This is a genomic window from Streptosporangium subroseum, from assembly GCF_900188345.1.
Classification (GTDB): domain Bacteria; phylum Actinomycetota; class Actinomycetes; order Streptosporangiales; family Streptosporangiaceae; genus Streptosporangium; species Streptosporangium subroseum.
On sequence record NZ_FZOD01000027.1, the window covers coordinates 81,807 to 107,220 of the forward strand.

The 25,414-nt window shown below is 70.1% G+C and carries 22 protein-coding genes; 13 read left to right on the plus strand and 9 right to left on the minus strand.

The window, feature by feature from the left end:
• Positions 1-41: 41 nt before the first annotated feature.
• Together CHC08_RS25260 and CHC08_RS25265 are read right to left on the minus strand one after the other, a co-directional pair.
• On the minus strand, positions 42-797 hold the full coding sequence (locus CHC08_RS25260) for a CpaE/TadZ family protein (protein WP_089209851.1): 756 nt from the start codon (positions 795-797) through the stop codon (positions 42-44).
• Position 798: 1 nt separating this feature from the next.
• On the minus strand, positions 799-1,401 hold the full coding sequence (locus CHC08_RS25265) for a CpaB family protein (RefSeq protein WP_245878558.1): 603 nt from the start codon (positions 1,399-1,401) through the stop codon (positions 799-801).
• Positions 1,402-1,867: 466 nt separating this feature from the next.
• Between CHC08_RS25265 and CHC08_RS25270 the strand changes: the two genes are divergently transcribed.
• Both CHC08_RS25270 and CHC08_RS25275 read left to right on the plus strand, forming a co-directional pair.
• Complete coding sequence (locus CHC08_RS25270) at positions 1,868-2,215, plus strand: hypothetical protein (RefSeq protein WP_089209853.1); 348 nt, start codon at positions 1,868-1,870, stop codon at positions 2,213-2,215.
• A gap of 154 nt (positions 2,216-2,369) precedes the next feature.
• Positions 2,370-6,917, plus strand: a complete 4,548-nt coding sequence (locus tag CHC08_RS25275; protein WP_089209854.1) for an FtsK/SpoIIIE domain-containing protein — start codon at positions 2,370-2,372, stop codon at positions 6,915-6,917.
• Between the two features lie 278 nt (positions 6,918-7,195).
• Here the strand turns inward: CHC08_RS25275 and CHC08_RS25280 are convergent, their stop codons facing one another.
• Positions 7,196-7,468, minus strand: a complete 273-nt coding sequence (locus CHC08_RS25280) for a WXG100 family type VII secretion target (RefSeq protein ID WP_089209855.1) — start codon at positions 7,466-7,468, stop codon at positions 7,196-7,198.
• Positions 7,469-7,816: 348 nt separating this feature from the next.
• Here CHC08_RS25280 and CHC08_RS25285 point away from each other — a divergent pair, with 348 nt between their 5' ends.
• Together CHC08_RS25285 and CHC08_RS49720 are read left to right on the plus strand one after the other, a co-directional pair.
• Positions 7,817-9,565: an acetyl/propionyl/methylcrotonyl-CoA carboxylase subunit alpha gene (locus tag CHC08_RS25285; RefSeq protein ID WP_089209877.1), complete on the plus strand. Its 1,749-nt coding sequence runs from the start codon at positions 7,817-7,819 to the stop codon at positions 9,563-9,565.
• 410 nt (positions 9,566-9,975) lie between these two features.
• Positions 9,976-11,325 carry a hypothetical protein gene (locus tag CHC08_RS49720; RefSeq protein WP_089209856.1) on the plus strand — a complete coding sequence of 450 codons (1,350 nt, stop codon included), beginning with the start codon at positions 9,976-9,978 and terminating at the stop codon, positions 11,323-11,325.
• Positions 11,326-11,462: 137 nt separating this feature from the next.
• On the opposite strand, the gene CHC08_RS25295 is transcribed toward CHC08_RS49720, so the two are convergent.
• The 3 genes from CHC08_RS25295 to CHC08_RS25305 all read right to left on the minus strand — a co-directional run bounded on the left by CHC08_RS25295 (position 11,463) and on the right by CHC08_RS25305 (position 16,644).
• Entirely contained in the window at positions 11,463-12,467 is a 1,005-nt protein-coding gene (locus CHC08_RS25295; protein ID WP_089209857.1) for a LacI family DNA-binding transcriptional regulator, read from the minus strand.
• A complete protein-coding gene (locus tag CHC08_RS25300) occupies positions 12,464-15,235 on the minus strand; it encodes a glycoside hydrolase family 3 protein (RefSeq protein ID WP_089209858.1) in 2,772 nt (923 codons plus the stop codon). Before CHC08_RS25300 ends, CHC08_RS25295 begins: the two co-directional genes overlap by 4 nt.
• Before the next feature lie 203 nt (positions 15,236-15,438).
• On the minus strand, positions 15,439-16,644 hold the full coding sequence (locus tag CHC08_RS25305) for an ROK family transcriptional regulator (protein ID WP_089209859.1): 1,206 nt from the start codon (positions 16,642-16,644) through the stop codon (positions 15,439-15,441).
• Positions 16,645-16,878: 234 nt separating this feature from the next.
• Between CHC08_RS25305 and CHC08_RS25310 the strand changes: the two genes are divergently transcribed.
• The 8 genes from CHC08_RS25310 to CHC08_RS25335 all read left to right on the plus strand — a co-directional run bounded on the left by CHC08_RS25310 (position 16,879) and on the right by CHC08_RS25335 (position 22,639).
• On the plus strand, positions 16,879-17,001 hold the full coding sequence (locus CHC08_RS25310) for a twin-arginine translocation signal domain-containing protein (protein ID WP_245878565.1): 123 nt from the start codon (positions 16,879-16,881) through the stop codon (positions 16,999-17,001).
• Between the two features lie 238 nt (positions 17,002-17,239).
• Complete coding sequence (locus CHC08_RS51670; RefSeq protein ID WP_245878559.1) at positions 17,240-17,797, plus strand: hypothetical protein; 558 nt, start codon at positions 17,240-17,242, stop codon at positions 17,795-17,797.
• On the plus strand, positions 17,728-18,399 hold the full coding sequence (locus CHC08_RS51675) for an RNA-guided endonuclease InsQ/TnpB family protein (protein ID WP_245878560.1): 672 nt from the start codon (positions 17,728-17,730) through the stop codon (positions 18,397-18,399). Before CHC08_RS51670 ends, CHC08_RS51675 begins: the two co-directional genes overlap by 70 nt.
• Before the next feature lie 123 nt (positions 18,400-18,522).
• A complete protein-coding gene (locus CHC08_RS52490; protein WP_275937205.1) occupies positions 18,523-18,648 on the plus strand; it encodes a hypothetical protein in 126 nt (41 codons plus the stop codon).
• Positions 18,641-19,660 (plus strand): ABC transporter permease, encoded by a 1,020-nt coding sequence (locus CHC08_RS25320; RefSeq protein WP_089209861.1) that lies wholly within the window; start codon positions 18,641-18,643, stop codon positions 19,658-19,660. Before CHC08_RS52490 ends, CHC08_RS25320 begins: the two co-directional genes overlap by 8 nt.
• On the plus strand, positions 19,657-20,529 hold the full coding sequence (locus CHC08_RS25325) for a carbohydrate ABC transporter permease (RefSeq protein ID WP_245878561.1): 873 nt from the start codon (positions 19,657-19,659) through the stop codon (positions 20,527-20,529). Before CHC08_RS25320 ends, CHC08_RS25325 begins: the two co-directional genes overlap by 4 nt.
• Before the next feature lie 248 nt (positions 20,530-20,777).
• Positions 20,778-21,458 carry a response regulator gene (locus tag CHC08_RS25330; protein ID WP_179282200.1) on the plus strand — a complete coding sequence of 227 codons (681 nt, stop codon included), beginning with the start codon at positions 20,778-20,780 and terminating at the stop codon, positions 21,456-21,458.
• A complete protein-coding gene (locus tag CHC08_RS25335) occupies positions 21,455-22,639 on the plus strand; it encodes a sensor histidine kinase (protein WP_089209863.1) in 1,185 nt (394 codons plus the stop codon). The genes CHC08_RS25330 and CHC08_RS25335 overlap by 4 nt, the downstream gene beginning before the upstream one ends.
• On the opposite strand, the gene CHC08_RS25340 is transcribed toward CHC08_RS25335, so the two are convergent.
• The 3 genes from CHC08_RS25340 to CHC08_RS25350 form a co-directional block, all read right to left on the minus strand.
• A complete protein-coding gene (locus CHC08_RS25340; RefSeq protein WP_089209864.1) occupies positions 22,588-23,289 on the minus strand; it encodes a hypothetical protein in 702 nt (233 codons plus the stop codon). The genes CHC08_RS25335 and CHC08_RS25340 overlap by 52 nt on opposite strands.
• Before the next feature lie 234 nt (positions 23,290-23,523).
• Positions 23,524-23,856: a MerR family transcriptional regulator gene (locus tag CHC08_RS25345; RefSeq protein WP_245878562.1), complete on the minus strand. Its 333-nt coding sequence runs from the start codon at positions 23,854-23,856 to the stop codon at positions 23,524-23,526.
• A 93-nt stretch (positions 23,857-23,949) separates the two neighbouring features.
• Positions 23,950-24,411, minus strand: coding sequence for an Hsp20/alpha crystallin family protein (locus tag CHC08_RS25350; protein ID WP_089209878.1), 462 nt, complete (start codon positions 24,409-24,411; stop codon positions 23,950-23,952).
• Positions 24,412-24,666: 255 nt separating this feature from the next.
• On the opposite strand from CHC08_RS25350, the gene CHC08_RS25355 reads away from it, so the two are divergent.
• Entirely contained in the window at positions 24,667-24,969 is a 303-nt protein-coding gene (locus tag CHC08_RS25355) for an ABATE domain-containing protein (RefSeq protein ID WP_179282201.1), read from the plus strand.
• Positions 24,970-25,414: the final 445 nt, after the last annotated feature.

A 25,414-nucleotide genomic window follows, 5' to 3' on the forward strand; every position in this document is an offset into this window, starting at 1 on the left:
TCCGGGGCGCGAGCGCGTACGGCGAGCTCCACCGCGCGGGCTCACTGGACCGGCTCCGGGGCGCGGACCTGTGCCGTGAGACGGCCGGCCAGCTCGCGGGCGGTACGGATCAGCAGAGAGCGGTCCAGGCGTCCGCCCCACTGGCCGCGCAGCAGCTCCGCGCCCTTGGGGTCGTGGGCGAGCCCGCTCACGAAGGCGACGCTCCTGCCGGTGGCGGTGACGATCCGGCGGACCTCGTCGATCGTCGTGCGGTACTGCCGGGGATCGGCGATCACCACGACCCCGATCTGGGGATCGCGCGGCATCACCTGGAGGCGCTCCCGCAGATGCGCGACGTGGTCCAGGCTCGCCCTGGTGAACAGCACCACCAGCTCGGCCTCGGCCGTCAGCTCGGCCGTCTGCGGGTGCCCGCCGAGGCGACCGCAGTCGGCCAGCACGTCCGCCTGGGGCAGCGCGGCCAGTGCCCTGCCGAGCGGGCTCCAGAGCCAGGTCAGCCCGGCCGCCTGCTCGCCGTGGGTCAGCCCCGCCAGGATGTCCAGGCCGCCGATGATCTTCTGGGTGTGCTCGTAGATCTGGTTGGGATGCAGGCCCCGGCGAGCCGTGGCGCCCAGGGTGAGCAGGCCCCTGCTGGGATTGAGCACGCCGCCGTCGGCGGCGGGGAGGCGGTAGGCGAGGTCTCCTCCCGCCGGGTCGCACTCGGCGAGCAGCACCGGGCGCGGCCAGACCGCGCCGAGCGCCGTGGCCGCCGTGGTCACGCCCGGCGCGCCCTTGTCGGCGGCCAGCACGATGAGCGCCACGTCAGCGCGCTCCCGGCAGCTCGGCCAGCGCGATCTCGCCGCTGGAGGCGTAGGCGACGACGGTCGGCGAGATCGAACTGTCCACGATCACCGTGACCCGGCCGGTCGATCCGCTGCTGCCCGGCGTCCCGACCTGATCGACCAGAGCGCTCTCGGCCAGTACCCTGCTCTGCGCGGTCGAGTTGCCGCCCCGGCTGGGCACGTAGACGATCTGGACCCGATCGCCCCTCTCCAGGGTCCCCGGCGACTGGCCGGGTTTGAGTGACAGACCCACCTGCGCCTTCCCCGGGCCCAGCTCCCTGCTGGCGGAGACCACCATCTCCCGGGTCAGCAGGGTTCCGGGGATGATGGTGACGCGTGCGAAATTCTCGGCGACGCGGGCGCGGTCGGCCCATGCCACGTAGCCGATGCCGGTGTCGGCGATCTGGACCTCCTTCATCACCGCCGCGGTGAAGGGCTGGCCCGCACCGATCTGCCGGACGATTCCGATCGCGGAGACACGGTCTCCACTGCGCAGGACCAGCAGGGTGGTGGCGAGGGCGCCACCCAGAATGAGCAGGATGGCGAGAGCCGCGAGAGCGGGTTTGCGCTCGCGTGGGGGCACGGGAAGTTTTCGCGACGCAGGCCCTGAAAGGGTGCCCGCCGACATTTGCCTGTCGGCGTTCACCGGGACACGGCCCGTTGGCTTCTCACTGGTCCTCATGGGTAGGGGGACTCCCAGAGTGATCATAAATATGGGGACTACTGGTCGAATTTACGCCATTATGCTCACCATGCCGACGGGCTGTCGGACAAAAGCCAGTACCCATGCTCGTTTGATAGGAACACGTCTGTCAACGTCGGCCCAGAAGAACATGGCGTTTTGGCTAGATGACAGGATACTTATCTAGGTGATAAGGACTGTTATTAACTCTCGTAACAGCCGTAACACCATTTACGCGTATCATTTCCAAGAACTTCGCCTCCCCCGACGGGGCGTGCACTTCCCATACGCTTCCCATGTGCTTCTCATGCGCTTCCCATGTGCTTCTCCTCGCCTCGAACGCGTTCAGACGTGCCATCCTTGAGTCATGGCCAAGTCGTTCAGGCGCCGAGCGCCGGGCACAGGACGTATCGGGCTCCTCACGGCGACGGCCGAACTCCTGCTCCGTGAGTGGGTCACAAGAGGGGCCGAGCGCGTCGCCGCCGCACCGGCGACGGGAAGGGTCCTCGGGAGCCTGCACCGCGCGGCGACCGGGCTGGCAGAGGTGACCTCCGAGGTCAGCGCGTACGCCGGGCTCCTGGAGGAGAAGACCGGCGAGCTCCAGGCCAGGACCCGGGCCCGGCGGAACTCCACAGCCCCGGGAGAGTTTTCCACAGCCTCGTACGGCGAAGCCCTCGCTGGTCAGAAGCGCCAAAATCAGCAAATGCCCATCTAGAACGGCATAACTGCCCAACACCGCCCGACAGTTGTCCACAGGCAGGGACGTTTTCCACATACCAGACGGTGACCTACGGCATTGCCGCAAACAGCCTCTCCAGAGCCGCCCGCACTATGTACCTTGGATCGGGGGCCTGACCCGAGGAGCGGCGATGCGGATCATGCTCACCGTGCTCAGCGAGCACACCGACCGCGATGTCGTGGTCGAGGGCGACGAAACGACCACGGTGGCGCGGCTCGCGGAGTCACTCGCCGGGCAGACGGGCGAGCGGCCGACCAACGTGGTCCGCCTGACACGCAACAAGGCCCCCTACGGGCTGAGCCGCGACTCCCCCGGCGCCGAACCCCCCACCCTCTGGCTGGACGGCCGCCCCCTGGCACCCACCGCCCCCGCGCTCGGCCTGCTCCGTGACGGCGACCTCGTCACCCTCGACCGCGCCCTCGCCGGGATCACCCTCGCCGAGGAGCCCGGCGGCATCGTGGAGATCCGGGTCGTCGGCGGTCCCGCCGCCGGTTCCGTGCACCGCCTCAGCCTCGGCGTCCACACCATCGGCTCCGACCCCGCCTGCGCGGTGTCCGTCCCCGACCCCCTGCTGCCCGGCGAGGCGGCCGTGGTGCGGCTCACCCCCGACGCCATCACCGTGGAACCCGCCCCGGGAGCCGCCCACCATGCGCCGCGCCTGGACCGCGACCCCCTGGAACACGCGGAGCCGTGGCCCGAACACGCCCTGCTGACCTGCGGCGCGACCGTGCTGACCCTCAAGGCCGTCGAGCCTCCCGACGCGCACCTGGACGCCCAGCCCGACGGCGGTCTCGCCTACAACCGGCCGCCCAGGTTCAGGCCGCCGGGAGGCGGGCGGCGCTTCGAGGTCCCGGCCGAGCCCAGACGCGCCGAGACCATGCGGCTGCAACTGCTGACCGCGCTCCTGCCCGCCGGGCTGGGACTGATCATGGCCTGGGCTCTCAACACCTGGTACTTCCTGCTGTTCGCGCTGATGACCCCACTGATCATGCTCGGCCAGTGGTGGAGCGACAAGCGGCACGGCCGCAAGCAGTACCGCCAGCAGATCAAGCAGTACAGGGAGCGGATGAAGGCCTTCGAGGCCACCGTGGATCGTGCCCGCGCCGACGACGAGGCCGCCCGCCGCACGGCGGCGCCCGATCCCGCCGAGGTGCTGCTCACGGCGACCGGCCCCCGGCGGCGGCTGTGGGAACGGCGCGACCACGACCCCGACGCGCTGCGGCTGCGGGTCGGCCTCGCCGATCTCCCCGCCGACCTGGAGTTCGCCCCCGAACGCACCGCCCCGATCGAGACCCCGATGCCCGACCCTCCCACCTGCCACGCGGTGCCCGTGGCGCTGGCCATGCGCCGCCTGGGCGTCGCCGGCCTGACCGGACCCCGGGAGACCACGGCCGGGCTGGCCCGCTGGCTGGTCGGCCAGGCCGCCGCCCTGCACAGCCCGCGTGACCTGGCGATCGTCGTACTCTCCGCGCACGGCGACGGCGAGGAGCGCTGGAACTGGGTCCGCTGGCTCCCGCACTGCGCCCCGCGCGGCGGCGAGGACTGCCTGGCCCTGGTCGGCGCCGACCCCGAGGCCGCGGCCCGCCGGGTGAGCGAATTGGCCACGCTGATCGAGGAGCGTCTCGACGAGAACGACGGCTCGGCGATGAAACTCGGCCGGATCCCGTCCGGCTGGGGCGACCTCGGCGGCGCGGAGCAGCCGCTGGCCGCCCCCGTCTACGACGAGCGTCCGTACGACGTGCTGGTCGTCCTGGACGGCGCCCAGGTCCTGCGCGCGCTGCCCGGCATGCCGCAGGTGCTCCGCCAGGGTCCCCGGGCGGGCGTCTACACCCTGGCCGTCGACGGCGACCAGCGGCTGCTGCCCGAGGAGTGCGCCACCGTGGCCGCGGTGGGTGCGGACGGCACGGTCCGGCTGCGCGGCGGCGGCCTGGACGACCTCGGCGAGATCCTGGCCGACCAGGTGTCGGCCTCCTGGTGCGACCGGCTCGCCCGCTCCCTGGCCCCGATCCGCGACGTCAGCAGGGACGACTCGAGCCTGGCCCTGCCCGGGTCCGCGCGGCTGCTGGACCTGCTCGAGCTGCCCTCGGTCTCGGGAACGGCCCTCGCCGAACGCTGGGGCCGGGGCACCGAGGCCGTGGTGGGCGTCGGCCCCGAGGGGACGTTCTCGGTCGACCTGAGCCGGGACGGACCGCACGCGCTCATCGCGGGCACCACCGGCGCGGGCAAGTCCGAGCTGCTGCAGACCCTGATCTGCTCGCTGGCGGTGACCAACCGGCCGGACGAGATGACGTTCGTGCTGATCGACTACAAGGGCGGGGCCGCGTTCAAGGAGTGCGTACGGCTCCCGCACACGGTCGGCATGGTCAGCGACCTCGACGGCCACCTGACGCAGCGGGCCCTGGCCTCCCTGGCCGCGGAGATCCGCCGCAGGGAGCGTCTGCTACTGGCCCACGGCGCGAAGGACATCGAGGACTACCACGAGCTCCGCGACGCCCAGACGGCCCGCGCCTCCCGCGACCTGCTCGTCGCCGGCGGCGGAACCTCGTCCCGGCCCCTGCGCGGGCGTTCGGAGCCGCCGCCCGCGCTGCCCCGGCTGGTGCTGGTCATCGACGAGTTCGCGGCCATGGTCAGCGAGCTGCCCGACTTCATGACCGGGCTGGTCGACATCGCCAGACGCGGCCGCTCGCTCGGCATCCACCTCATCCTCGCCACCCAGAGGCCCGGCGGCGTGGTGACCGCCGACATCCAGGCCAACACCTCGCTGCGGATCGCGCTGCGGGTCACCGAGGCCTCCGAGTCCGCCGACGTCATCGACCGCCCCGACGCCGCGCACATCTCCAAGTCCACTCCCGGCCGGTGCTACGTGAAGTCCGGCGCGGGCGGGGCGACGGCCGTGCAGACCGCCAGGATCGGCGGGCGGAGCCCCGGCGCCTCCAGCGAGGTCAGGGTCCGCGTGACCGAGGTCGGCTGGCGGGCGCTGGGGCGCCCGCTGGCCGCGCCCGACGCGGCCCTCGACGGCTCCCCCGTCACCGACCTGTCCGTGCTCACCGACGCCCTGGTCGACGCCGCCCGCATCGCCGGGATCCCCGAGCAGCCGAGCCCCTGGCTTCCGCCGCTCGCCGACCTCGTCGTCACCCCCGCGTTCCCGGGTCTGTCCGGCGACGCGCTGCCGTACCGCGCGGGGATCGAGGAGGTGCCGCCGCTCGCTTTCGGGGTCACCGACCTGCCGTGGGCGCAGGACCGGCGGGCGCTGGCGCTGGACCTCGCCCACGGGGGGCACCTGCTCCTCGCGGGCGCCTCGCGGAGCGGGCGGTCCACCGCGCTGCGCACGCTGGCGGGGGCGATCGCCGCCGGCGCCTCCCCCGACGACGTGCACGTGCACGCGATCGACTGCGGTTCGGGAGCCCTGCTGCCGCTGATGGCGATGCCGCACTGCGGGGCGGTGGTGACCCGCGACCAGCTCGACCGGGTGGAGCGGCTGCTGTCGCGGCTCCGCGCCGAGATCGGACGCCGGCAGCAGCTCCTCGCCGAGGCCGGATACGCGTCGCTGGCGGAGCTGCGCGCCGTCCAGGGAGGGCCGCGGCTGCCGTGGCTGGTCCTGATGCTCGACCGGTGGGAGGGGTTCGTCGCCGCGTTCGAGGGCTACGACTACGGGCGGCTGATCGAGTCGCTCATGCAACTGCTCAGGGAGGGTCCGGCGGTCGGGCTGCGGGCCGTGGTGACCGGCGACAGGTCCGCGCTGATCGGGCAGATCTCCACGGTCTTCGACGACCGGCTGATCCTGCGGCTGGCCGACCCCGCCGACTACGGCCTGGCCGGACTGCCCGTCAAGGACCTGCCCGCCACGCTCGCCCCCGGCCGCGCGCTGTCCATCGGCGAGCACGGCATCACCGAGAACCAGATCGCCCTGCTCTGCGACGACCCCTCGGGACCGGCCCAGGTCGCCGCGCTCCAGGCGTTGGCCCGGGCGGCGAAGGAGATCACCGCGGAGCCCCCGATGCGGGTGGACGCGCTGCCCATGCGCATCACCGTGGCCCAGACGCTGGATCTGACGCCCTCCTTCCAGCCGCCGTCCCCGCTGTGGGCGCTGCTCGGCGCCGGAGGCGACTCGCTGGCCCCGCTCGGCGTCGACCTGCTCGCCCACGGCCCCGGCGCGGTCATCGCGGGCCCGCCCAGATCCGGCCGTTCCTCGGCCCTGCTGACCGCCACCCAGTCCCTGCTCTCCCGCGGCACCCCGACGGTCCTCGTCACCCCCCGGCGCAGCCCGCTGTGCACGCTGGTGGACGTGCCGGGCGTGCTGGCCGTACTCGACGCGGGCGGCGACCTGAACGAGGCCGTCGCCGGGCAGGAGCGTTACGTCGTGATCGTCGACGACGCCGAGCTGATCGTCGCCGACTCGCCTCTCGGCATGGCCCTGGAGCAGGTGCTGCGCACCGGCAGGGACGGCGAGCACGGCCTCATCGTCGGCGGCACCACCGGCGACCTCGCCACCGCCTACCGCGGCTTCGTCGCCGAGGCCCGCAAGGCGCGCACGGGCCTGCTGCTGTCGGTCCAGAGCCCCGCCGACGGCGACCTGTTCACCGTTCGCCTGCCGCGCGGCGCGGTCGGCGGCCCGCCCGGCCGCGGCCTGCTGGTCACCCTGGGCTCGGTGGTCCCCATCCAGACCGCCATCACCTGACGAGGCGCGGCTCCGGCCCCGTACCGGTTTCCGGTCCCTGCGGACCGGCGGACGCCAGGTCCTCACCGATCGGCAGGCGCCCGCCCCGGTCTCAAGGATCGGCGGACGCCCGCCCCGGTCCCACGAGTCGGCGGACGCCCACCCCGGTCCCACGAGCCGGCAGTCGCCCGGCCCGCGCTCCACGGGCCGGCGGAAGCCCGCCCCGGCCTCCACCGGACGGCGAAACGCCCCGGTCCACAGGGACCGGGGCGTTTATTCGGACGAACCGGGTCGTGCGCCTAACGCGTGGCGGACTCGATGTTTCCTCGGTAGGTGTTGATGACCCGGGAAGCCTCGGCGAGCTCCTCGGACATACGCTGGAAAGCCGCGCGGTAGTTCTGCCAGGCCTCGCTGAAACGCTGGGCCCCGGGGCCCGTCCAGGCGGTGCCGACCTTCGCGGCCTCCCGGTCGAGAGCGGCCATTGTGGCCCTCACCTGGTCCGCCTGCTGGGTGAACTGGGTGGCCATCTGCTGCATTTCCGCGGGATTGCCGCCGAGCAAGTTCTGGCTCATGCCCGTCTCCTTCGGGATCGGTGTCGAGGGGTCACCAAACGAAATCACGATAGAGGAGTGGATCACAATGATTTCGACGTTATACCGAGCGGCTATGGACCTTCCCGTGGCCACGGACGAGTTAACGCACCTCCTTTATCTTGAATTTTCGCGATGCGAGAAGTAATTACCGCGGCCTCCCCGGGACATCGCGCGCCCCCGGCGGCTCGTACATGTGCTCGGGCTCATGAACGGTGATGCGAGTTTCAGCGGGCAGGACCCGGCGGGGTCCGGCCGCCGCCAGGACGCTTACACTCCGTTGGAGGCCCGCCGGCCTCTGTTCGCACGCATATGAAGGGAACGACGTCGGTGCAGAAGGTCATGATCGCCAATCGTGGCGAGATCGCCGTACGGATCGCGCGTGCGTGCAAGGACGCCGGGCTGGCCAGCGTCGCGGTCTACGCCGACCAGGACCTGGACGCGCTCCACGTCAGGGTCGCCGACGAGGCCCACGCGCTCGGCGGCCAGACCCCGGCCGAGACCTACCTCGACATCGGCAAGCTGCTGCGGATCGCCGCCGACACCGGGGCCGACGCCGTCCACCCCGGCTACGGCTTCCTGGCCGAGAACGCCGACTTCGCCCAGGCCGTGATCGACGCGGGCCTGACCTGGATCGGTCCGCCGCCCGCCGCGATCACCGCGCTCGGCGACAAGGTGCAGGCCAGGCACATCGCGCAGAAGGTCGGCGCCCCGCTGGTGGCGGGCACCAAGGATCCGGTCTCCGGGGCCGAGGAGATCGTCGCGTTCGCCAAGGAGAACGGGCTGCCGATCGCGATCAAGGCGGCGTACGGCGGCGGCGGGCGCGGTCTGAAGGTGGCCCGCACGCTGGAGGAGATCCCCGACCTCTACGACAGCGCGGTCCGCGAGGCCGTCACCGCGTTCGGCAGGGGCGAGTGCTTCGTCGAGCGCTACCTGGACCGTCCCCGGCACGTGGAGACCCAGTGCCTGGCCGACGGCCACGGCAACGTGGTCGTCGTCAGCACCCGTGACTGCTCGCTCCAGCGTCGCCACCAGAAGCTGGTCGAGGAGGCCCCGGCGCCGTTCCTCTCCGCCGAGCAGCTCGACCTGCTCTCCACGAGCTCCAAGGCGATCCTGCGCGAGGCCGGTTACGTCGGCGCGGGCACGTGCGAGTTCCTCGTGGGCCAGGACGGCACGATCTCCTTCCTGGAGGTCAACACCCGCCTTCAGGTCGAGCACCCGGTGACCGAGGAGGTCGCGGGCGTCGACCTGGTGCGGGAGATGTTCCGGATCGCCGACGGCGAGGAGCTCGGGTACGGCGACCCCGTGCCGCGCGGCCACTCGATCGAGTTCCGGATCAACGCCGAGGACGCCGGGCGCGGCTTCCTGCCCGCTCCGGGCACCATCACCGCCATGCGCACCCCGTCAGGGCCTGGGGTGCGCCTGGACGCCGGCTACGAGGCCGGCATGACCGTGCCGGGCTCCTTCGACTCGCTGGTCGCCAAGCTGATCGTCACCGGCGCCACCCGGCGCGAGGCCCTGCAGCGCGCCGCCCGCGCGCTGGCCGAGTTCGAGATCGACGGCATGCCCACCGTGCTGCCCTTCCACCGGGCGGTGGTGGTCGACCCCGCGTTCGCGAGCGAGCCGTTCTCCGTGCACACCCGGTGGATCGAGACCGAGTTCGACAACACGATCCCGCCCTATGACAGGGAGATCGGCTCCGCGGAGGAGCGCGGCGATCGCGAGCGGGTGACGGTCGAGGTGGGCGGCAAGCGGCTGGAGGTCGTGCTGCCGGCCGGATTCGCCACCGCCGGCCCGGTCAAGACCGGCGCCCGGCCCCCCAGGCGCGGCGGCGGCGCGGCCGGGAAGAAGGCCGTCGACGGCGACAGCCTGATCAGCCCGATGCAGGGCACCATCGTCAAGGTCGTGGCCGCCGAGGGCGACACCGTCGCCGCCGGCGACGTCATCGTGGTGCTGGAGGCGATGAAGATGGAACAGCCCCTCACCGCCCACAAGGCCGGCACCGTCACCGGTCTGGCGGCCACCACGGGCCAGATCGTCACCGCCGGCGCGACCATCTGCGACATCAAGGGCACCTGACCGCGACTCGGCCGGCTGGGGACTGACGGCTTCGGCGAGGACGCCTCGCCCGGCATCCCATCGGGACAGGCGGTCCTGGCGGGTGGCTTGGGCGGGGTGGGCGCCGGCGACGCCGACACGGGCGACATGCCTGCCGCGACCAGCACCGAAGCGATCACGGGCGAGACGGCGGCAAGCCGTCCCATGGTCCTTCTCGACAAGATTCCTCCACGTTGACCGGAAGATCAGCAGATGTTCCGACCAACGTGAAGAATCGATGTTGACGCTGCGTATAGAATGGATATACCAGCAGTACAGAAGACTGACGACGATCTCGACACCACAGGCGGCCCGGGAGGGGATACGGTCAAGTCGTAGGGAACTCTGACGTCCACTCATTCGTCTATTCAGGACGAAGGAGGCTTTCTGCCGTGACCATCACAAAAACCGCGCCGGGTCGATTCGGTGCTGCGATCATCGCCTTGTTCATCGGGCTCCTCGCCATCTTCATGATCGCGCCCGCGGCCAGCGCCGCGGCGCCCGACCCCGGTGCGATCGCCTCGGGGTTGAAGGACGGAGACAACTTCTTCGTCGACCCCGCGGCAGACTTGCCGGCCAACGCGGTCGACGCCATGCGCAGCGCCGTCGACCAGACCTCCTCGGTCTACGTCGGGCTGCTGCCCCAGGGCTCGATCAGCAGCCAGTCGCAGGCCAGGACGCTGCTGACCGCGGTCCGCAAGGACGTGGGCGGCAAGTCCACCATCCTGCTGATGAGCGGCACGACACCGTTCGGCGTCTCCAACATCAAGGGCATCGACGTCGACGAACTCCTCGGCCGCGCCAAGACGAGCACCAGTCCGACGGACAACGTGATCAACTTCGTCAAGCTGGCGGACGAGGCGGACACCACCGGCGGCTCCAACTCCAGCTCGTCCTCCGGCGGTTCCAGCGGGGGCGTGCTGATCGGCATCCTCGTGCTGGCCCTGGCCGGCGGCGCCGGCATCTTCTTCTACTCCCGCAAGAAGAAGAAGGACCGCGAGGCTCGCGAAGCCGCCGAGCTGGCCGCGGTCAAGCAGACCGTGGACGAGGACGTCACCAAGTTCGGTGAGGAGATCACCGACCTCGACACCGACGTCAAGCTGCTCGGCGACGGCGCCGACCACCAGCAGGACTGGCAGCGTGCGCTCGACTCCTACGAGCGGGCCAAGGTGGAGCTCGTGGCGGTCAAGCGCGCCGACGACCTCCGCGGCGTGACCACCGCGCTGGAGGAGGGCCGCTACGCCCTCGCCTGCGTGAAGGCCCGCGTCAACCATCTGCCGGTCCCCGAGCGGCGGTCCCCGTGCTTCTTCAACCCGCAGCACGGTCCCTCGGTCCGTGACGTGCGCTGGGCACCGCCCGGTGGCGCGCTGCGCGACGTGCCCGCCTGTGCGGCCGACGCGGAGGCCATCGACCGCGGCTACGAGCCGCAGACCCGCGAGGTCATGGTCAACGGCCAGCGCCGCCCCTACTACGACGCGGGACCGGCCTACCAGCCCTACGCCTACGGCTACTACGGCGGCTTCGGCGACGTCATGACCGGCATGCTCGTCGGCACGATGATCGGCGGCATGATGGGCGGCGGCTTCGGATACGGCGGCTACGGATATGGCGGCGACGGCGGTGCGTCGGATGGCGGAAGCGACTTCGGCGGAGGCGGCGACTTCGGTGGCGGTGGCGGCTGGGGCGACTTCGGCGGAGGCGGCGACTTCGGCGGAGGCGACTTCGGTGGCGGTGACTGGTAGCCGACACTGAATGACAGCTGACGGTCACTCCTGAAAGCCGGGTGACCACCGCTGGATGGCAGCTGACGGTCACCGGCGAAAGCCAGAGACGGGCGCGTTCCCCTTCGGGAACGCGCCCGTTGTCATGTGACCTTCGATCAGGTGCTGTTGCGCACGGTCAGCCGGGGCTGGAGCAGGGTGTCCTCCGGCACGGCACGGCCTTCGAGTTTCTCCATGAGCAGCCGCACCGCCTGGCGGCCGACCTCCTCGGCGGGGATCAGCACCGAGGTCAGGGCCGGGCTGGACCGTTCCGCGATGTCGTCGGGGCAGATCGCCACCACCGCGATGTCGCCGGGCACCCGCCTGCCGTACTGGCGCAGTGCCCCGAGCACGTGGTTGACCGCGGCCTCGTTGTGCACGACCAGCCCCGACAGGCCGGGCCTCGTGTCGAGCAGCTCCCCGATCTCCGCGGACACCTGGTCGAAGTTCTCCTCGCACGGCAGCGCGACTCCGGTCAGGCCGTGCTGGGCCACCGCCTCGGTGAACCCCTCCCTCGTCCGGCGGGCGAAGCCGGTGCCGCGCTCGTAGACCACCGAAGGGGCGCCGAGCAACGCGATCTCCCGGTGCCCGCGTTCGGCCAGGTGCTCCACACAGAGCGCGCCCGCCCGCGCGAAGTCCAGGTCGACGCAGGTCAGTCCGGCCGAGTCCGCGGGGAAGCCGATCAGCACGCTGGGCTCGGCGAGCTCCTTGAGCAGCGGCACCCTGCTGTCGTGGAGCTCCACGTCCATCAGCACCAGCCCGTCCACCAGCGAGCTCGCCGCCGCCCTGCGAAGCCCGTCGGACCCCTCGTCGGCGGTCAGCAGCAGCACGTCGTGGTCGTACTGCCGCGCGGCGGTGACCACCGACGTGGCGAACTGCATCAGCACCGGAACGTGCATCCCCGCCCGCAACGGCAGGACCAGCGCGATGACGTTGGCCCGCTTGCTGGCCAGTGCCCTGGCCCCGGCGTTGGGGTGGTAGCCGAGCGTCCGCACGCTGTCCAGCACCCGCCGGCGGGTGTCGGTCGAGATCGCCCGCTTTCCGCTGAGCACGTACGACACCGTGCTCACCGCGACCCCGGCGTGCCGGGCGACCTCGCTGATCGTCACCCCCCGACCGCTCATACGGCCTTCCCGAAGGTGAGGGTGGCCACGGTGATTCCCGTATTCTCGAGCACCACATAAAGATCGTGCACTCCACGGGCGTCCGCAAGGCCGGTGCGTAACTCGGCGAGGTCGTAGCGGCCCGCGCGGGGGACGGGGATGTCGCCGATGACCGGCCCGTAGAGGGGGTCGTCCAGTCGCAGGGTGATCACGCCGCCTTCGGTGCCGACCGCCCGGACCGCGCAGGAGGCGGCTCCGGCCCCGAGGTCCACCGAGCGGAACAGGATCCACGCCCCCTCGGCCGTGGACCGTACGGCGTCGCCGGAGACCCTGTCCGCGTCCACGAACGCCACCGAGTCGTACTCGTCGTGGTCCACCGCGGGGATCGGGCCGTCGAGGACGGCGCGGGGCGGGATGTTCTCGCCCTCGACGTGGAATCGGGCGCTCAGCCGGAAGTCGCGGGCCGAGCCGCCGATCATGATCTTGTGGGGTGCGTCCTCGACGACAGACCGGTTCCTGGTGACGTCCCAGAAGGCCAGGTCGCCGACGTCGAAGGTCCAGCCGACCCTGGTGCTCTCCCCGGGGGCGAGCCGCACCTTGACGAAGCCGCGCAGGCGTCGCAGGGCCTGCTTGACCCGGGAGCGCTGCTGGTGGGTGTAGATCTGGACGACCTCCACCCCGGCGCGGGAGCCGGTGTTGGTGACGGTGGCCGAGGCGGTGACCCTGCCGTCCAGCACCGACACGGTCAGGTCGCCGTAGTCGAAGGTGGTGTAGCTGAGTCCGTGGCCGAAGGGGTAGAGCGGGGTGCCCCTGAAGTACTGGTAGGTCGCGTCGGCGGCGATGATGTCGTAGTCGAGCAGGTCGGGCAGCTCGCGCGCCGAGCGGTACCAGGTCTGGGTGAGCCGCCCCTCGGGGTCGGCGTCGCCGAACAGCACCTCGGCCAGCGCGTGACCGTACTCCTGCCCCCCGTGCGAGGACCACAGCACCGCGGGCAGGTCCTCGTCGGCCCAGGTGACCGGGTAACCGCTGCTGATCACCATGACGGTCCTGGGGTTGGCCGCGCGTACGGCCCTGACCACGGCCTGCTGCGCGGCGGGCAGCGCCAGGTCGAGGCGGTCCTCGGTCTCCCTGCCGTTGACCAGCGGGTGGTCGCCGACGACCACCACGGCCACGTCCACCGTCGCGGCGAGGGCGGCGGCGGCCTCGGCCCCGTTGACGATCCGCTCCATGGTCAGCCAGACGGCCGCGTCGGCGTCGTCGACCAGGCGGAACACCTCGCCCTCCAGCGCGACGTAGCGGCCGGTGGAGATGTGCCGGAGCGCCAGCGCGCCACGCGGCCGATCCTCCATCCGGAAGGTCTGGCGCACCTCCCAGCCGCTGGGGCCCGGCTGGTCGTTGACCAGCACGCCGCCGTCGTCCACCGACAGGTAGCGTCCGGTGGCCGTGGCCCGCAGCGCGTATGACCCGCCGCCCCAGTCGAAGAGGTCGAACGTGTCCGGCTCCGTGCCGATCCCGAGCGGCCCGCCGTCGAGGTCGACGATGACGGGGCCGTCCTCGGCCGACAGCGTGATCCGGTCCACGGCCTCGCAGAACAGGGTCTCGCACCGCTCGGAGAGCCCGGCGCGGGCGGTGACGGCGTACGGGAGCGTGCCCGAGTACCAGTCCTCCATCAGCGTGTCGCCGAGCTGGCCGATGACCGCGATCGTCCTGACCGAGGTCAGCGGGAGGATGCCGTCGTTGCGCAGCAGCACGATCGAGCGCCGGGCCGCCTCGCGGGCCAGCGCCTGGTGCTCGGGGCAGTTGACGACCGCCTCGGTGATGTCGTCGTACGGCGTGGCGGGGTCGAACTCGCCCAGCCGGAAGCGGATGGACAGCGCGTGCCGTACCGCCACGTCGAGGTCCGACTCGGTGAGCAGGTCCCGCTCCAGCGCCCGGCGGATGTGCCCGAGGGTGACCTCGGTCCGGTCGTCGTCCTGGGTGAAGCTGTCGAGCCCCGCCTTGATCGCGTGGGCGTAGGCCTCGGGGCCGTCGTCGTGGTAGGCCTGCAGGCCGGTGAGGTTGCCGGGCGCGTAGGCGTCGCTGACCACCAGGACGTCGTCGGGCGCCCAGCCCCGCAGCACCTCGTTGATCAGCGGGCTGAGGTGGGCCGGGCGGCCGTTGACCAGGTTGTAGGAGGGCATCACGGCGACCGCCGCCCCCTGCTCCAGAGCGGGCCGGTAGGCGGGCAGCTCGTACTCGTGCAGCACGCGCGGCGGCAGGTTGCTGGAGGTGACGCAGCGGTCGGTCTCGTTGTTGTAGCCGAGGAAGTGCTTGAGCGTGGGGGCGGTCTTCAGCACCGTGGGATCGCTCCCACGAAGGCCGGAGGCGTACGCCGTGGCCATGACACCGGTCAGCCACGGGTCCTCGGAGTAGCCCTCCTCGTTGCGGCCCCAGCGGGGGTCGCGGAGCGGGTTGACCACCGGCGCCCAGACGTTGAGCCCGGCCGCGTCCGGGTCCTTGTGGTGGAAGGCCACGACCTCGTCGCTCGTCGCCTCGCCGACCCGCCTGACCAGCTCCGGATCCCAGGTGCTCGCCAGCCCGACCGCCTGCGGGAACACCGTCGCGGGCCCCATCCAGGCCAGTCCGTGCAGCGCCTCGGTGCCGGTGCGGAAGCGGCCCAGGCCGAGCCGTTCGACCGGTGCGTGGTACTGGTGCAGCAGCCCGACCTTCTCCTCCAGCGTCAGCCTGGCCTGAAGGTCTGCGATCCGCCGGGCGAGGGGGAGCTCCGGGTCGCGGAACGGTTCGTTCATCTGGGGGGACCATCCCTTTGAGAGCGTCGAAGCGCTTCGACTAGCGCCCGTGAAAACGCGCCTCTGTCGAAGCGCTTCGATAATCGGTCCAGGAAAGCTCCGTTCGTTACACGCGTGTTTCGAACGAAGCTTCCCTGAAGGGTGCACTCCCGTGAGGCTCAGGTCAAGAGATGCCGGGCAAACCACCCGAATTGAGGCTCAGGTCAAGAGATGCGGGGCAACCGACCCGAATCCACCGAGTCGAGGACCCTGGCCGCACCGCCCAGCGCCGCCGCGCCGTATCCCAGGGTGGAGGCCACGACCCGGCAGCCCCCGACGTCCGGCGCGATCGTGCGCCCCCGCATCTCGGCCTCCACCTCGGGCAGCAGCCACGGCGCCAGCGGCACGTAGTAGCCGCCCAGGATGACCACGTCGGGGTTGAGCAGGTTGGCCATCACGGCCACCCCCTTGCCGAGGTTGCGGCCCACGGTGCCCAGCACGTTGAGCGTGCGGGAATCGCCCGCGCGGGCCAGCCGTACCACCTCGTCGAGCTCGACCTCGACCTCCGCCGGGGAGAGCGCGGCGTGCTCCAGCACCGCCCCGATCCCGGCGACGGCCTCCAGGCAGCCCAGACGCCCGCAGCGGCACTCGGCGCCGAGCGGGTCGAGCTGGATGTGGCCGATCTCCCCGGCGTATCCCTGACCGCCTCGACGGAGCCGTCCGTCGAGGATCACCCCGGCGCCGACCCCGATCTCGCCGGTGAGGTAGACCAGGTTGGCCACCCCCGCCTGCGCGCCGAAACGGTGCTCGGCCAGGGCCGCGAGGTTGGCGTCGTTGTCGACCTGAACGGAGAACCCCGGGTCGCGCAGGGCCTTCGCGAGGTCGCCGCTCAGATCGACGTCGTGCCAGCCGAGGTTGGGCGCGATGCGCACGGTGCCGTCCGTGCCGACCAGTCCCGGCACGCCCACGGTCAGGCCGAGGACCTGACGCTCCTCCTTGGCCATCCGGTTCACCACCCGGCGGACGATCGCCGCGACGGCGGCGATGGCCTGACCGGCCGTGATGGTCGCACCGCTGAAGGACCGCCGCCAGGACAGCAGCCTCTCCCCCGACAGGTCCACCGCGACGGCGGTGACGTAGTCGACGTTGATCTCGATGCCGATCGCGGCGTACGGCGATCCGTCGAGCACCAGCATCGTGGCCGGGCGGCCGACGCGGTTCTCGGTCAGCCCGGTCTCCCTGACCAGGCGGCGGTCGATCAGGTCGGCGACCAGGCTCGACACCGTCGCCTTGTTGAGACCGGTGGAGGCCGCGATGTCGGCTCGCGAGCACGGCGCGTGCTCGCGGACGAATCTCAGCACGACGGCGAGGTTGGTGGCCCGGACGTCGGCGAAGTCGGCCGGCTGCGGGTCAGTCGTAGATGTGATCAAGGTCAGTCCCGTTCCCGCTCGGCCAGGCTGGCCCCATCATGCCCCATCGTTCACCAATCTGTGACCACCCCCCGGCGGTCCGCGATCGACGACCCCTTGTGACGGAGGTCACCCTCGACTAATTTGTTTGGTCGAAAAACGAACTAATTCTATCAACAGCCACCCCCCGCCGATACCCCCTGACAGGTGTCGAATCAACGAAGGGAGCGCCCCGTGAAGGATCTCCCCCGAGGCGTGACGACGAGCAGACGTGGATTCCTCGGCCTGGTAGGACTCAGCGCGGCGATGGTCGCCGGCGGCGGCCTGCTCGGCGCGTGCCCCAGATCTCCTCCAGGAGCTTGGGATGCGTATCGGTGAACAGAACGCTTTGTGCCGATAAGCGGCGATGAAACCCACATACGCGGTAACCCGAAAAGGTTATGTTCACCTGCGGCAATATCGTCAAGTTCGACCATCAACCAATCCTGTATGGAGTATGGTCGGTGCCGTGATCGGTCAGGAAATGGTCAAGCGGTAGCGCGGGCACAGAGCCCGCCTGGAGCTGACCGGCGCCCAGGCGGCGGCCCTGGATGAGCAGGCCAGCGCCGCGATTACCGTGTGGAACTGCCTGCACGCCTACTGGACGCATTTCGCCGGGAAAAGCCCGACGCTCGCTCAGGCGGATGCGGCGATTCGCCAGGCTCGTAAGGATGCCGTTTTTCTCGCGGTGCTTCCGGCCCAGGCCGCCCAGGCCGTTCTCAAAACGTATATGCAGGCGTGGCAGAACTTCTTCAACCCCAATCACCCGGCCAAAAAGCCAACGTTTAAAACGAAGAAGGGCCGCCCGCGTCTGGCGGTCGATGTGCCCCAGGCTCGCAATCTGCGGATCGTGCGCCTGTCGGCGAAATGGGGCGCGGTCACCGTTCCGCTGGTCGGCCGGGTCCGTTTCCGGTGGACCAAGAACCTGCCCGGCATCGGCAACAACTCCCCGGCCGGGAAGGTGACCGGCGCCAGGGTGGTGAAGGAGGCGAACGGCTGGCACATCGTGTTCCGCACCGAACAACACGTGCCACACCCGACCCCGCACCGGGGCCCGAAGGTGGCATGGACCGGGGCATCACCGTGCCCCTGGCGCTGTCCACCGGGGAGAAACTGCGGCACAAGCCGTGGCTGACCCACGGTGAGCGTGAGCGGTTGCTGCGTCTGGAGCGCGCCGCCGCCCGCCGCCGCGCCGCCCGCACCCGGGGCGAGCCGGTCTCCAACCGGCTGGCCCGCACCTACGACCAGATCGCCAGGCTCCGCGCGAAAGCCAAGCGCAGAGCCTATGACTGGCAGCACCAGACCACCACCGCGCTGGCCCGAAAGTATTCGGCGATCGTGGTAGGAGACCTGCACATTACGAACATGACCCGTTCGGCGGCGGGCACCGCCACGGCCCCGGGCACCAACGTCGCACAGAAACGGGGCCTGAACCGGGCCATCGCCGGGCAGGGCTGGGGACGCACCGTGACGTTCCTGACCTACAAGGCCGCCGAGCGGGGCGGGTGCGTGCCGACGGTGCCCGCGCAGGGCACCTCGCAAGAGTGCCACCGCTGTCACACCACCACGGCGGGATCTCGCGAATCGCAGTCGCGGTTTGTGTGTAAGAACGTGCGGTGTGGGTGGATCGGCAATGCCGACATCAATGCCGCCGGTATCAGCTTCATCGGTACAACTCTGCCGCCGGATCGGCGGTCACCGGGCGTGGAGACCTCCAGCCGTTGGGCGGGTCTGTGAAGCGTCAACCACCCCGCGCCAGATCACGCGCTCTGTAAGAGGCCGCGTGATCTGGCACGGGGAATCCCCGGCATCTCAGGCCGGAGAGGAGATCAAAAGTACGAGACGCCCGAGTTCGAGCTGATGCTGGAGTTCATGCAGAAGATCTACAAGGAGGAGCTGGTCCACCCGAACGTCGTCGGCAGCAAGGGCGGCAACGAGGCCCGCGACTTCTACATGAAGGTCCTGCGGGACAACGGCCGTGCTTAGCGACCGCGTAAGGACCGGGCCGGCGGGTGACCTGACCTCACCCGCCGGCGCCGGCACCTCCAAGGATGTCGGTAAGAAGGCCGCCAGGACAAGCCGGACGCGCCAACCACTGCGTTCCCGACTGAAACGTGACTGGCAACTGCTGCTGATGACGTTTCCCGCGATCGCCCTGCTGGTCGTCTTCCACTACGTTCCCCTGCTCGGCAACGTCATCGCCTTCCAGGACTACTCGCCCTACGTCGGCATGAAGGACAGCCCGTGGGTCGGCCTGTCCAACTTCCAGTGGCTGCTGCTCGACGAGAGCTTCTGGGACGCGACCCTCAACACACTGTCGATCACGACCTTCCAGCTGATCTTCTACTTCCCCGTTCCGATCATGCTGGCCGTGCTTCTCGACAGCGTGGTACGGCCCCGCCTGCGCCTGTTCGTCCAGGGCATCGTCTACATGCCGCACTTCTTCTCGTGGGTGCTGGTCGTGACGCTGTTCCAGCAGATGTTCGGCGGCGCCGGCGTGCTCTCGCAGACGCTGCGGAACCAGGGATACAGCGGCTTCGACCTCATGACGAATCCGGACACGTTCATCGCGCTCGTGACGGCGGAGACGGTCTGGAAGGACGCCGGCTGGGGAACGATCATCTTCCTGGCCGCGCTGGCGGCCATCAACCAGAACCTCTACGAGGCCGCCGCCGTCGACGGCGCGAGCCGCTGGCGGCGACTGTGGCACATCACCCTGCCGGGGCTGCGCCCGATCATCGTCCTGCTGCTCATCCTCCGTCTCGGAGAGGCGCTGAACGTCGGCTTCGAGCAGTTCTTCCTGCAGCGCGACGCGGTCGGCAGGGACGCCGCCGAGGTGCTGGACACCTTCGTGTACTGGCGCACGCTGCTGACCGGCGAGTGGAGCTACGGAGCGGCGGCGGGCCTGGTCAAGTGCCTGGTGGGGCTGATCCTGATTCTGGTGGCCAACAAGGTCGCCCATCGATTCGGCGAGGACGGGATCTATAAACGATCATGACGACTCTCCCGCCCTGGGCCGAACGGCCGAGCCGCGCCGGCGGACTCCTCAAGAGGCTCATCCTCACGCTCATCACGGTGTGCGTCCTGTTCCCGATCTACCTGGTCGTGCTGACCAGCTTCTCCACGCAGGAGGCCGTGACCGAGTCCGGCGGCCTGGTCACGGTGCCCGGCCACCTCTCCCTCGCCGCCTACGAGGAGCTCTTCGTAGGCGGTGTGGTGAGCAGGTCGGTCATGGTCAGCCTCGGCGTGACCCTCGTCGGCACGGCGATCAGCCTGACCGTCACGGTGCTGGCCGCCTACGGCCTGTCCCGGCCGGGCTCCCTGATGCACCGGCCGCTGCTCTTCCTCGTCCTGCTGACGTTCCTGTTCGGCCCCGGGATGATCCCGAGCTATCTGCTGATCAGCTCGCTGGGGCTCATCGACACGTACTGGGCGCTGATCCTGCCCGGCGCGGTCGCCGCGTTCAACCTCGTGGTGATGCGGGCGTTCTTCATGAACATCCCCGCCGAGGTGACCGACAGCGCGCGCATCGACGGCGCGAGCGAGTTTCGCATCCTGATGAAACTCGTGCTGTCGATGTCCAAGGGCGTCACCGCGGTCATCGGCCTGTTCTACGCGGTCGGCTACTGGAACTCGTTTTTCAACGCCGTCCTCTACCTGAACGACAACGCCAAGTGGCCCCTTCAGGTCGTGCTCCGGCAGTACGTGCTGCAGGGGCAGTCTTTGATCGTCGGCCAGTCGGGAGACACCACGATCGCCGGCCAGTCCCTGCCCCCAGCCTCGCGATCCAGATGGCCATCGTCGTCGCGCTGCTCCCGGTGCTGTTCGTCTACCCGTTCATCCAGCGGCACCTCACCAAGGGAGTGATCATCGGCGCCATCAAAGGCTGATCGGGAACAGCCTCTTCCACAGGCGGAGACCCGTGTGAACTCACCGGCGGAGTCACTTCGGGGGAACCCCACGGAACTCCCCGGCTCTGTGGATCCACATCGACGATCGCTTCGCCGACCCCACCCGAAGTGGTCCGGGTCCGTCACGTGGTGGAGGCCGGACCAGCCCTCGATCCCCCTTCTTGAGGATCGTCGGTCCGCCACCGGCCTCTATACCCTGTCCTCATGCCAGGACCCCCTTTGACGATCAAGCTGATCATCGCGGACGATCAGGCCTTGATCCGGTTCGGCCTGCGACTCATCGTGGAGACCGCGCCCGGCATCGAAGTCGTCGGGGAGGCCGCCGACGGGCTCCAGGCCGTCGCCGAGGCTCGACGGCTACGGCCGGATGTGCTGCTGATGGACATCTCGATGCCGCGGCTGGACGGGCTCAGCGCCGCCCGGCGGCTGCTCGGCGATCCCCACCCGCCGAGGATCGTCATGCTGACCACCTTCGACACCGACGAGAACCTTCATGTCGCGCTGCGCACGGGGGTGAGCGGTTTCCTGCTCAAGAACTCGCCACCGGAGCGGCTCCTGGAGGCGATCCGTGCGGCGACCGCCGGGGACGCGCTGATCGACCCGGCGGTCACCACACGGTTGATCGCCACCTTCGCCGGCCGCCACGAACCCATCGCGCCACCGGCACTGGCCACGCTCACCCCGCGTGAGTCACAGGTGCTGCTCCTGCTGGCCCGTGGCCTGGCCAACATAGAGATCGCCCAGGAACTGAATATCGGGGAGGCGACCGTACGGACCCACGTCATGCAGGTGCTGCGCAAGCTCGGGCTCCGCGACCGCGTGCAGGCCGTGGTGTTCGCCTACGAGGCCGGAGTGGTCCGGCCCGGGGCACAGGACCTGCCGTGACGCACCCGGCACTTCAAGGCTGGCGACCCACCCTGCTTGACCTGCTGCTCTCTCTCGCCGTGGTGGTCGCCGGCCTGGTCGAGTCGTTCGGTCGCCAAGGGCCGCTGCCCGGGCAGATCGACCACCCGGTGCCACTGGCGGCGGGCGCGGTCGCCGCCGGAGCCCTGCTGCTGTTCCGGCGCAGGTTCCCGATGACCATGCTGCTCCTGCTGACCGCGGACGGTTATGCGGTACGGGTGGTCACCGACGCCGGTTACTACGCCGCCTGGCATTTCTACTCCACGCTCATTTTGGTGCACACCGTGGCCAGCGCGGCGGAGCTGCGCAGCCGGCGCGGCCTGGGAGGGCTGGTGTGCGTGCTGACCACGTACGGCTACCTGCAGACCTTCCAGCACAACGACATGGCCGAAGTGCTGATCAGCGCCATTTTCATGGGCGTGGCGTACACCAGCGGCATCCTGCTGCGCCGCCAGATCGACCAGACGATGCGGCTCACCGCCCACACCACGCGGTTGGAGCTGGAGCGTGAGGAACGAGCTCGGTGGGCCGTGACGGAGGAGCGCAACCGGATCGCCCGCGAGCTGCACGACGTCATCTCACACAACGTGAGCCTGATGACCCTGCACACCGGAGGGGTGCGGATGCTGCTCGGCGACGACCGGGCGCGGGAGCGCGACCTGCTGCTCGGCGTCGAACGGGCCGGGCGGGAGGCGGTCGAGGAACTGCGGCTCATGCTGGGGATGCTCCGCGGCGCGGACGGCAACGGTCCCGAGGCCCTCCAGCCGAGCCTGGACCGCCTGAACGACCTGGTCACTCAGGTCGGGGAGGCCGGGCTGGAGGTCCGTCTGCGGATCATCGGGGAGCCTTACCCCCTGCCACCGGGCCTTGACCAGTCGGCCTACCGGGTGATCCAGGAGGCCCTGACGAACGTGCTCAAGCACGCCCACGCCGCCAAGGCCGAGGTCGTCATCGGGTACGACCGGGTGGAGCTCAGTGTGGAGGTCACCGACGACGGGACCGGTCACCCGCCGGGCGGTGGGCACGGGACGGGACACGGCCTGATCGGGATGCGGGAACGGACCGCGATGTACGGCGGTGCTCTGGTCGCCGGTCCCGTCCCGGGCGGCGGCTACCGCGTGTCCGCCAGGTTCTCGCCCACCGGTTTGTCGGCGGCTTCCTGAACGACGGCCTCGCCGGACCATTCGACATCGGTCATCCGCAGCAGCCGCAACCCGATGACCCCGGAGCCTGCCAGGTAGAGCAGGCCGCCCACCGACGTGCCGATCGGGAAGATCGGTGCCCCCAGGATGCCCGCGAGCATCGCGAAGGGAGACCACCAGGGCGCGTGGCGTGCGTGGGCGAGCGCCAGGCCGAGCAGGAAAAGACCGAGCAGCCCGGCGAAGCCCGGGATCTGGAACCCTAAGCGAGCTCCGGCGTCGGCGAGCGCCTCGTCCGCGAGCATGGCCCCTTCGGCCGGTGGCAGGGCGCGTTCGAGACGAGCGTAGAAGAAGTCGCCGAGCATCAGCCCGGAGAAGTTCACGACGCCGAGCAGCGCGAGACCACCGGCGACATGACCGAACAGGACCCCGCGATGCCGGATGAGATGGATCATCCCGATGATGCCCGGGATCAGCAGGACCCAACTCCAGTGCAGCAGCGAGGCACTGACCGAGACCTGTTCCGGGTACCTGCCGTAGACGCCGACGGTGTCACCCCCCTGCCTGATCGCCGGGTCCGCGACGAGACCCGCCACGTAAACGAGAGGCGCGGCGAGCAGGCAGATCCCGGCCGCGGACCTGCGTAATGTGTGTGGATCGGATAGCACCGACATGAGACCTTCCTCGCGTGTCTGGCCCACCGGAGGCAGGCGGGTGGAGACGGAAGGCTAGGCGGCGACGATGCCCCGCCGCGTCCACCACACGGGCTACTGGCCCTCCACATCCTGTTGGGCGGCGTTCTCGCAGAGGGCTGGGCCGATGCCGCCGCCTGGCAGAGGACTACGCGCGCGCCTGCGGTCACCGCCGAAAACATCGTCTACCCGGCAAGGGCGAAGGTGGCGAGGAGGTCAGGCGCGCGGATCATCGGAGGATCGCCGCTTCTCGCAGACGGCATGTTCCCAGGCCAGCTCCGCCTTCAGCTCGGCGACCCGGTGCTGCAGCTCGAAGATCCGGCGGACGGCGACGAGGCTCATACCCTCGCCGACAAGCTCGATGGCGTCCTGAAGGTCGGCGATCTCATGGCGGGTGTAGCGGCGCTGACCGCCGGTCGAGCGTGCCGGCCGTACCACGTCATGTTCGTCAAGACGGCGAAGAAAAGCCTGTTGAACGTGGAGCATCTCGGCCACCTGGCCAACCGAGTACAGCGGAGCGTGCTCGTCGTCGAACGGTAGCCGGACCATCACCGCTCCCTTCCTGACGCCTGAACCGCGACAGGGTGGATACCTGAGCCCGGTATCCACCCTGTCGCGGTTCGACGTTCGAATCTCGGCCGCTCAGCCCTTGATCGACTTCTGGGCGAACGTGTTCTCGGTCTTCTGGATCTCGACCTTGCGAGGCTTGGCCCTCTCGATCACCGGGATGCGCACGGCCAGGACGCCGTTGGAGTAGGCGGCGTCGACCTTGTCGCTGTCGAGATGCTCGGAGAGGTAGACGCGGCGGGTGAAGGTGCCCATCGGGCGCTCGCGCACGAACAGGCGGTCGTCGTCGCCGTACTCCTCCTCGCGGCTGCCGCTCACCGAGAGCACGCCGCGGTCGACGGTCACCTCGATGGAGTCCGGGTCGATCCCGGGAAGGTCGAACTTGAGGAGAACGTCGTCCTTGCGGCGGACACCGTCCAGCGCCATGGCCCCGCGCGCGCTGTCGTCTCCCCCTCCCCGTCCGAGGGCCTGCCGCGCGAGCCGGTCGAACTGACGGTCGAACTCCTGGACGAACGGATCGATCGACGTCAGCAGCATCGGTACCACCTCCATTGAACCGGGCAGGTATCCTCAAGCCCGCCCTCTAGAAAAACTGTCACTTCAGTTATAGATAATCAGGCGCAGAGGATGCAAGTAGTCTCCAGAAAAAAATGCGCGCCCCCTCGGGACCGCCTGCTGGAGTGACGCCTGCCGCGTTACGACCAACCGCCCGAGCCGCCCCCGACCCTTCACCGGGAGTCCGATCGGCCCCGCCGCCGAGAAGGCGTCGGCCTCCGGCCTGACGAGCGGTGCGTGACCACCGAACACGCGGAAAATCCGCTGACGCCGGCCCCCGTGGACCCGACCGCGCTCGTCGCGGCGCGCGACCTCAGAGAGGCGATCTACCGGCTGGCCCGTGCGAACTGCGACGGGACCGGGTACGGCCGGGCAGATCGCGAGCTGCTCAACCAGGTGGCGGCCGGAATGCCGGTGGGCGTCCGTCTCGATGACGAGCCGGGTGATCTCGGGGCCGGGGACGTGACGCCGTTCGCCGTGCACAAGCGGATATACGCAGATAACAAATACGCCGATCCAACGTCATTTCCGCTGGCATAATCACGTGACGTCTCTGATCGCCGGGATCTGGCCGCACTCGACGCGGGCTTTCTCGGGCATACGCCGCTCGCGCTGTTCGACGGCGTCCCGGTCCGGCAGGTGATCGGTCGAGGCGGCCGGTCCGGCACGTGGTCGGTCAAGGCGGCACGTGGTCGGTCAAGGCGGCACGTGGTCGGTCAAGGCGGCACGTGGTCGGTCAAGGCGGCACGTGGTCGGTCAAGGCGGGGGGAACGGCTCGAGCGCTCGGTCCGGAGCTTCGCGGCGGCTCTGCCGAACGGCTGGCAGCCGGACCCGGCCCTAGAAGATCACTTCTTATTCGGTCAAGGAGCGAAAAGCACTCGTGAACACGGATCAGATCGTCGTTCCCATTCCGCGGACCCGCATCGGCGTCTACGGGGACGACCCCACTCGCTACGACCGGCCGCCCCTGCCGGCCATCTCGGCC